This is a genomic window from Dolichospermum sp. UHCC 0352 (assembly GCF_009711925.1).
Taxonomy (GTDB): Bacteria; Cyanobacteriota; Cyanobacteriia; order Cyanobacteriales; family Nostocaceae; genus Dolichospermum; species Dolichospermum lemmermannii.
The window spans coordinates 1147-9444 of sequence record NZ_VIKY01000174.1; the positions used below are offsets into that span (position 1 = coordinate 1147).

Annotated in this window: 7 protein-coding genes; 2 read left to right on the plus strand and 5 right to left on the minus strand. The window is 36.7% G+C overall.

The window, feature by feature from the left end:
- Positions 1–98: 98 nt before the first annotated feature.
- The 4 genes from FJR06_RS11915 to FJR06_RS11930 form a co-directional block, all read right to left on the minus strand.
- The gene (locus FJR06_RS11915) at positions 99–365 is read right to left on the minus strand and encodes a hypothetical protein (RefSeq protein WP_041458604.1); all 267 of its coding nucleotides are present in this window, start codon (positions 363–365) and stop codon (positions 99–101) included.
- A gap of 464 nt (positions 366–829) precedes the next feature.
- Positions 830–1522 (minus strand): magnesium protoporphyrin IX methyltransferase, encoded by a 693-nt coding sequence (gene bchM, locus FJR06_RS11920; RefSeq protein WP_148762409.1) that lies wholly within the window; start codon positions 1520–1522, stop codon positions 830–832.
- Between the two features lie 217 nt (positions 1523–1739).
- On the minus strand, positions 1740–2237 hold the full coding sequence (locus FJR06_RS11925) for a DUF937 domain-containing protein (RefSeq protein WP_148762407.1): 498 nt from the start codon (positions 2235–2237) through the stop codon (positions 1740–1742).
- 87 nt (positions 2238–2324) lie between these two features.
- Positions 2325–4034 carry an ATP-binding protein gene (locus FJR06_RS11930; RefSeq protein WP_168633234.1) on the minus strand — a complete coding sequence of 570 codons (1710 nt, stop codon included), beginning with the start codon at positions 4032–4034 and terminating at the stop codon, positions 2325–2327.
- 341 nt (positions 4035–4375) lie between these two features.
- Here FJR06_RS11930 and FJR06_RS11935 point away from each other — a divergent pair, with 341 nt between their 5' ends.
- Together FJR06_RS11935 and FJR06_RS11940 are read left to right on the plus strand one after the other, a co-directional pair.
- Positions 4376–5917, plus strand: coding sequence for a YcjF family protein (locus tag FJR06_RS11935; protein WP_168633233.1), 1542 nt, complete (start codon positions 4376–4378; stop codon positions 5915–5917).
- A 111-nt stretch (positions 5918–6028) separates the two neighbouring features.
- A complete protein-coding gene (locus FJR06_RS11940) occupies positions 6029–7786 on the plus strand; it encodes a serine/threonine-protein kinase (RefSeq protein ID WP_168651496.1) in 1758 nt (585 codons plus the stop codon).
- 332 nt (positions 7787–8118) lie between these two features.
- Here FJR06_RS11940 and FJR06_RS11945 read toward each other — a convergent pair.
- Positions 8119–8298 (minus strand): hypothetical protein (locus FJR06_RS11945; protein WP_217359779.1); only part of this gene is annotated, 180 nt, incomplete at its 5' end.

Sequence of the window (8298 nt, forward strand, 5' to 3'; positions counted from 1 at the left end):
CTTCGCCCGTACAGTGGTCAGTAGGGGCGAAGCATTTGGAAGATAAATTATCGGTCATTGTCAAAAATAGTTCTCCAAATGCTTCGCCCGTACAGTTGTCAGTAGTCAGTTCCTTCTTCAGAACCGTTACTTTGAAAAGGTTGTTCACCGATTTTCAGTTCTTTCTTTGAGTGCTTTAATTGCTTCCAAAGTAACTTAATTTGATAATAAGCCTCATCTGGTGAGATCTTGCCACCTGTTTCTAAATTGCAGATATAACTGACTTTCTGGGCAAATTCCTGTAAGTTCGCATTGAATACCAAGTTTTCTGGTTTTACATGACCATAATAGCGACCACGGGGATAGAGAAAATCTTCTTTACTCATCATTCTTTTTTCTCCATTTACTCAACTACTGATACTTTTAACCGAGACATTCCCTGACATCTGAGATATTGTGAATGTCCAGTAGAACATTACTAACTGAGTTGATAAAGGTGGTATCCCACATTGCCTTGAGGAAAATCCCCACGGCTCCTCTATTTTTTCAGAATGGTATGGATAAAATTACTACATCCTGCTGATAGTTTAGCGTGGCTTGATCCCATAAGTAGAGATTGAAGGCAGTTATTCACGTTTAGTTATTCTCTAATTTATTAAAAACATATTGTATTAAGTTCAATAAGTCATTAATATATTCCTTAAGATAGATTAATATATTCCTTTTTGCAAGACTTGGAAAAATTTTTTCCTTGCAAGCTCTAATTATAATACATTTAAATTGAAATATAACAAAATTCCCGACTTCTCTAAGAAATCGGGAATATGAAGTATCAATTGTAATTTGCCACCTAAGCAGATGGACGAGTTGCTTCTAATAAACTGGAAAAGTAGAAGCTTGTCCGCGTCATAGCTTGTCTTTGGACTGAAAAGCCATTTTTTCGCAGAATTTTGACTACATCAGCTTCACGATGTAAATAAGCGCGAGTGGTTTTACTCGGACCAGGAAAGAAAGTACCGATTTTTTTGAGGATTGTTAGGAAGAAGGTTTTCGGGGCAAAACTGAGAATGATTCGGTCTGAAGCTAAAGAACATAGATGAGAAATCATTTCATCAGCTTTGTCTTGAGGATAATGAATCAGAACATCTAGACAGATGACGGTATGATAATTGCCACTCAAAGATTCCAAATCCTGTACCGCAAAAGAGGGATTTACGGTATTGAACAAAGCCATGACAGCCCTATCCTGGGCTTCTGATACCATTTTAGCGGAAATGTCGCTGGCATAGACCTTAGCGCCATCTATAGCCAGAGGAATACTCAGACTACCCACACCACAACCAGCATCACAAATTGATAATGATGGTAAATTGTTGTCAGCTTTTAACCAGCCGATGACATTATCCACAGTTTGCTGATGTCCAGTGCGAATATCTAGCTGGACTTTGTTGACTTCACCATCACCATAGATGCGTTGCCACCGATCAAAACCTGTGGAGTTGAAGTATTCGCGGACTATTGTTTTATCGTCGGCTGCGGTCATAAACTCAATTGTTAGTTATTCACAATTACTAAAACTATCATTTGTCATCCCAATTATATGTAGGGCTGCACAGAATCATGAAATCCATGAATTCATCCGTCCTTATCTGCGTTTATCTGCGTTTATCTGCGGTCAATTATTCTTGAAATCTGATTCTATGCAGCTTGATCTTAATTTGGTATCAGTGGATTCTCAGCGACAAAAATTCCAGCCAGTGTTAAATTCTTAAAAACCGACTAGCTAATTTAATCGCGTCAGCAATATCCACATCACCATCACCGTCAGCATCTAGAAATTGATTTAGTAATGGATTACCACCAGATTGTAAGAAACTCAAGACTAAAGGCACTAAACTTGGTAATAATTGTTGAATTGTACTCACATCTAAGCTAGTACCCTGGGCAGCATTTTTCGCTACTTCTGCTTGAATATCTGGAGAAAATAAGGTATCTACAGCTTGGGAATCGGCGGAAGTGCCGGCAAATTGATTGACTAAATCTTGTACAGATTCACTTCCGTCGCTGGTTTGTTTTGCCTGTAAAGATGATTGTACTTGTTTACCAACTACTGATAAAACTGATTGCATGGTGGAAGAGTCTGCACCAATGCCATTACCTAATTGTTTCACTGTGGTAGCAATATTTATCAAGTTATCCAAACCACCTGGTTGATTGGAATTGCTAACCGCACCCAGAATTTGATCAAACAGTCCCATTAATTTTTTCCTGTTGTTTTTAATATCTCCTAATTATTAATAATACAGCAGAATTGAGCAATCAGGAGTCACCGAATAAAATCAAGATCATGATCTTGATGAATGATAAATTGGGAGAAATATGGTAAATTCTGTACCTTGATTCGAGTCAGAATGAAAAGTAATTTTCCCCTGATGTTTTTTAACGACAATTTCATGGGTAATTGCTAAACCTAAACCAGTCCCAACACCTCTGGGTTTAGTGGTGAAAAAGTTTTCAAATATTTTCTGCTGATTTTCTGGAGGAATACCTGAACCATTATCTATAATTTTAATTAATACCCAGTCATTTTCTTGCCGTTCAGTAGTTATGTTTATTGCTGGTGAAAATTCTGAATTTTGAGCAGATTTTTCTTCTATAGCATCAATAGCATTACTTAAAAGATTCATGAAAACTTGATACAATAATCCTGTATAACCGGTTATTTGGGGAATTTCTCCATAGTTTTTGATAACGCTAATTTTATTTTTAAGGCGATTATTCAAAATTAATAATGTACTATCTAGACAAAAAGGAATATCTAATAATTGTGATTTGGTTTCATCTACACGCACAAAATCTTTTAAACTCCGAACAATTTCTTTAGTTCGTTCTGCGCCAATTGTCATAGACTGAAAAAGTTTAGGTATGTCTTCTGCTAAAAATTCTAAATCAATTTCTTCCGCTACAGCTTGCACTTGTGGTGGTGTTTGGGGAATTTCCGATTGATATGTTTTCAGAAGTCTGAATAAATCATCAACATATTTGTGTGCGTGAATTAAATTGCCAGAGATCAAGTTTACAGGATTATTAATTTCATGGGCAATACCAGCTAACATTTGCCCTAAGCTGGACATTTTTTCACTTTGAATTAGTTTAGATTGGGATTCAGCTTGTTGTATTTCTAAAAGATGTTTTACTTGTTGAATTAGGAGATTTAAAGAGTTGGCTAAATCACCTATTTCATCTTGAATATTTATAGATATTTGTAAATCAAAATTTTCTTCATTGGTAACTTTTCGAGCAATATTAGTAACTTCTAAAATTGGTTGAGTAATAATTTTACTGGTGGATAAAGCGAGAATATTAGCTATTAATATGGAGGTTGCCATACTCACAATAATAATCACATCTTGTACTTTTAATGCGTGATTGTAAGCTAAATTTGCTTGTTCTTTAGTTTGTTTAATGGGTTCTCTTAGGGTTTCTAAACTGTAAGCAAAGTCAGAAAATTTCTCTACATTTTTAATTTGATATTTTTTTAAAATTAACTGCTTTATTTCTGGATTTTTATTTGATTGTGCATCCAGTTGAGAAACTTCTTCGACTAATTCTTTGAGTAATTGGATGTAGCTGTTGATATTTCGTTGATATTTTTGACTCCAATCGGACAAATTACCATTTTTCTGGATTTGAGTAAAGTTTTGAAATTTAGTAAATTGAATTTCTAATTTATCTATTTCTGTGTTTAATTCAGCGATTTCTTTGGGTAACTTGTCTGGTTGATCTAATGTTGCTATAATCTTTTGTTGATGGATGAAAGATCCTAAAATTCCTCTTTGTAAATTATTGAGTAAAATATCTTCTTGATTGATTAAGATTGTCTTATTTCTAGCTCTTTGAAAATAGCTATTACCTACTAATAACCCTCCAGATGTACCTAAAACTGCTATTCCCAGGGAAAGAGTATACCCCAAGACAATTTTTTGTCTGATCCTCAAGGAAGGGAATAATTTTTTTAAAGAGCTAAAATGTTTAAATTCAGAGATAAAGTTCATATTGTGACTCGGCCTTTAACTTTCCCATGAATTGGGGTGAGACAAAAAATGCGGAATTTAATAGCCGGTCATTAAGAGGTTGTTTGAAAAGTATTATATCAAACCCGTAATCTCCAAAAACCTAACCCCCCTACCCCCCTTCCCTGCAAGGGAATGGGGGTTTTAAAGCCTCTCCCCTGGTAGGGGAGAGGTTTGGAGAGGGGTCTGTTTACACATGAAAAACTTTTAAAACATCCTCTAAGGGAACACTGCACACAAACTGAATGTTAGTTTAGCAAAAATTGTGGCTTTTTACTTTCTCCCTGAGAAAAACACTGTATAGATCCTAAATTTTATCATTCATGCCCTTGTCTCGTATTGTTACACTAATTGTTGGCCTGATCGTCATTTTGGCGTTAACCCTATGGCTAATTGATTCTCTTTCCCGGTTGTACTGGCAGTTGTCCTATTCTCCGCTGTTGGGTAATTTACTATTATTACTGCTAGTTTTACTGATTGGTGGTTTAATTGCTGCCTTTGTTTATTATGTATTGGTGCTGCGGAAGGGAGAAGCAAAATCCCGTCGTCAACGCCCAAGAGTGACTTCTGCCCAAATTCCTGCGGCTAAATCTGATGCGGCTTCTTCGACTCTGCAAGCGGTACGACAACAGGTAGCCCAAATTCAAGATGAGGTGACACGTCAAGCTTTGCTAAGTCGCACCAAGGAAATCGAAACGAATTTAGCGAGAGGGGAAATTCAAGTTGTGGTTTTTGGTACGGGTAGTGCCGGTAAAACTTCTCTGGTAAATGCGATTATGGGGCGGATAGTTGGTGAGGTGAATGCCCCAATGGGAACAACTCAGGTGGGAGAAACCTATTGTTTGCGCTTGAAGGGTTTGGAACGGAAGATTTTAATTACTGATACTCCAGGGATTTTAGAACCGGGAGTAGCGGGTACGGAACGGGAACAACTGGCTAGGGCTTTAGCGACGGAAGCGGATTTATTGTTATTTGTGGTAGATAATGATTTACGGCGTTCTGAATATGAACCACTGCGGGGTTTAGCGGAAATTGGTAAGCGATCGCTTTTAGTGCTGAATAAAACAGATTTATACACGGAGACTGATATAGAAGTGATCTTAGCCAGATTGCGGGAACGGGTACGCAGCTTTATTGCTACTAATGATGTGGTAGCGATCGCTGCTAATCCCCAAATAGCCGCATTAGAAACCGGCGAAACCTTCCAACCAGAAGCAGATATTATCCCCTTGTTACGGCGCATGGCCTCTATTTTACGCGCTGAAGGTGAAGATTTAGTAGCAGATAATATTCTCTTACAATCTCTGCGCTTAGGAGAAGAAGCTCGCAAACTTATAGATTCTCAACGTCGTCGCCAAGCTGATAAAATTGTAGATCGTTATCAATGGATCGGCGCGGGCGTAGTTTCTGTCACACCATTACCGATGGTAGATTTACTCGCAACCGCTGCTGTTAATGCCCAAATGGTAGTAGAAATTGGCAGGCTTTATGGTTGTGATTTAAACATGGAACGAGGTAAAGAATTAGCCCTATCTTTAGGAAAAACTATTGCTGGTTTAGGTATCGTTAAAGGGGCAATTGAATTATTATCAACGGCTTTGCAACTTAATGTGGCTACTTTTATTGTAGGGAGGGCAATTCAAGGAGTGACAGCCGCATATTTAACCCGCATTGCTGGGAAAAGCTTTATCGAGTATTTTCGTCATGATCAAGATTGGGGTGATGGGGGAATGACAGAAGTTGTGCAACAACAGTTTCAGATTAATCGCCGTGATGAGTTTATCAAAGTTTTTGTCCAAGAAGCGATCGCTAAGGTCGTCAAACCTTTAACTGATACCTTTGCAGAAAAAGAAGATTATAAGTAAAAATACTGAAATAATTATTGAATATTTCACATACTGAATTATTGTCTATAATTCCGGAAAATAGCAGCCGATGTCAGAAAAGATATATAAGGATTTCTGACTAACTAGATCATGACCAACCAGATGATCGGCCAAGTATTACAAGATCGTTACCAAATTGTGCAACCACTTAGTGCAGGAGTGTTTGCACAAACATTTATTGCTGTGGATATGTACCACCCAGAAAAACCCAGATATGTTGTCAAACAATTGAAGGTGAATCACTATCAATCTACTTCCTATTTTGACCACCGGAGATTGCGGTTTTTAAAAGAAACTGAAACCCTCAAACATTTAGGTCGTCATCCCCAAATTCCGGAACTTATTACCTGTTTTGAAGAAAATGAGCGGTTTTATTTAGTCCAACAATTTATTCCTGGAGAGTCTTTAGCAGCAGAATTACCTCATGATCCTGAAAGTCATGGTAAATGGAGTCAAGTTGATATTATTAAGTTTCTAGAAGATGCCTTATCTATTCTTGAATTTATTCACTCTCAAGGCTTTATTCATTGTGATATTAAACCAGAAAACTTAATTAGACGAGCTATAGATGCCAGATTAGTATTAATTGATTTTGGCTCAATTCAACCAGTAGACTCTAGTATTGAAACAGAATTTTCCATAGATCAAATTCCTGTCGCATCATTAGGTTACATTCCCCCAGAACAATTTATTGGTCAAACCCAACCCAATAGTGACCTTTATTCCTTGGGAATAATTGCTATTCAAGCTATTACAGGACTATCTCCCTTAGAATTAGAAATTGATGCTGAAACTAATGAAATTATTTGGTGTGATCATGACACCTCTATGAATGATTATTTAGTTGCTTTCCTCAATCAGATGATCCGCTATCAACACCAAGAACGATTTCAATCTGCCAATGAAGCACTATGGTTACTCAAGCATATAGAATGGGACAATAACCCAGCAGAAATACAAATAGCAGAGTCTCAATTATCTGATAAAACTATTGAAACGACAGATCAAAAATCCCAACCATTACTAGCCGGACTGCGATTAGGTTTATTAATTAATTCGGTTCTACTAGGATTGGGAGTATATTCTTTATTTAACAATTCTCAAGCTTACTCAGCTACAGAAATTTTATATAAAGCCATAGCCAGATATCAATCTGGAGATTTACAAAAAGCCATTAATTTAGCTCGGTCAATCCCCCTTAATAGTAATGTTTATCCAGAAGCTCAAGCTTCAATTGAAGAATGGCAAAACCAATGGCAAAAAGATGCAAAACATTATGTTCTCACTGAAAAAGCTTTAAAAGAACGACGATGGACAGACGTATTATATCATGCACCTAAAGTTCCAATTAATTCATATTGGCAATCGAAAATTCAGCCCCTAGTTGCACAAGCAAAATTAAATATTGAAGCCCAAACACAATCCTTATTAGCCAAAGCTTATGCAAAAGCCGAGGAGAGAGATTTCTCAACGGCTTTATATTATCTACAGCAAATACCTGAAGAAAGTTCTGCTGGTGCTATGGTTAAACAGAAATTAGCTGAGTACAATCAAAAACGTCAAGTTAGATCAGGATACTATTTATATCAAGCTCACAATCAAGCCTGTATAGGTAACTTTTTCGCAGCAATTAAACTACTGGAAAGAGTTCCTAAAGATGCTGAAGTTTATGCACAAGCAAGAGTCAAACTAGAAGAATATTCCCACAAGTTACGTCTACGTAATCAGCAACAAGAATTAGCTATCCTAAAAACAGTTCCCCTTGCTGAAAGACAAAACACTCCTATTCAGCGGAGAGTATCTCTTCAACCAGAAGATTATTTACAGGAAGTAAATATTCGTAATTAAGCTGAGAAATGGGGAATAGAAGATAATTTTACCAATTCCCCCCATGGTTATTTTCCGTTGTTGCATTGCTATTCTGGGTACGCGAATGTCTTTGTGCGATAATTCCGACTTGCAGAATCCCTCGGTTCACAACTGGGGGTATTTTTTTTATCTATTCAATTAGACGGAAATAAATTAAATTTAAACTTTCCTATAGACAGAGACAATCTTCTAAAGATCAAGTTAGATTTACAGTTGAACTAGTCCACATTCCAATGTCTTTAATCATAGCCTCCAGTTATTTTTTAGGCTGGAGGTGATTCTTTATAAATCTTTGCTTCATTTCTATTTGATCATTGAAATACTTTTTCTAGATTATCCTGTTCTTTTTGTAATAAAGTGGTAATTTGTGTATACTCATTAAATAATGAAGCATGATTAAGAGTATTTATTAACAGGTCAAATTTATGTGCTTCTCTTGTATCACCATGAGCTAAAACTAAGAGGATGTTTGAAAAGTGGTATTCCGTAAT

Coding starts and splice junctions, on each gene's coding strand:
- bchM (WP_148762409.1), bottom strand. CDS start 1,522: ATGACCGCAGCCGACGATAAAACAATAGTCCGCGAATACTTCAACTCC.
- FJR06_RS11930 (WP_168633234.1), bottom strand. CDS start 4,034: ATGAACTTTATCTCTGAATTTAAACATTTTAGCTCTTTAAAAAAATTA.
- FJR06_RS11925 (WP_148762407.1), bottom strand. CDS start 2,237: ATGGGACTGTTTGATCAAATTCTGGGTGCGGTTAGCAATTCCAATCAA.
- FJR06_RS11935 (WP_168633233.1), top strand. CDS start 4,376: ATGCCCTTGTCTCGTATTGTTACACTAATTGTTGGCCTGATCGTCATT.
- FJR06_RS11940 (WP_168651496.1), top strand. CDS start 6,029: ATGACCAACCAGATGATCGGCCAAGTATTACAAGATCGTTACCAAATT.
- FJR06_RS11915 (WP_041458604.1), bottom strand. CDS start 365: ATGAGTAAAGAAGATTTTCTCTATCCCCGTGGTCGCTATTATGGTCAT.